Source organism: Brachyspira catarrhinii (genome assembly GCF_005518285.1).
Lineage (GTDB): Bacteria > Spirochaetota > Brachyspiria > Brachyspirales > Brachyspiraceae > Brachyspira > Brachyspira catarrhinii.
This window is the reverse complement of record NZ_SJDU01000946.1, coordinates 1-232: the sequence shown is the minus strand read 5'-3', so window position 1 is coordinate 232 and position 232 is coordinate 1. Positions and strand designations below refer to the sequence as shown.

The 232-nt window shown below is 31.0% G+C and carries 1 protein-coding gene; it reads right to left on the bottom strand.

Annotated features, from left to right (window positions below; all coding sequences use genetic code 11):
- A partial coding sequence (locus EZH24_RS13860) for a hypothetical protein (RefSeq protein WP_137999519.1) occupies positions 1 to 232 on the bottom strand: 232 nt, incomplete at both ends.

Sequence of the window (232 nt, the reverse complement as noted above, 5' to 3'; positions counted from 1 at the left end):
CTGCCTCTTTTCTTTCCTCATTTTTTTCTATTTCAAACTCTATAGCCTGTATTTGCATTTCCTGTATAGCAGAATAAAAATCATTTGTATATCCTATAGTGTCATTAAGCATTTGAAGCCAATTCGCACTAAAATAATCTGAAAAACTTTGAGTAGGTGTTTTCCAAAGTTCGCCGAACTTCTCTTTTAATATTTCTACCTGTTCAGTTGTAAGTTCTAATTCATTAGTTAT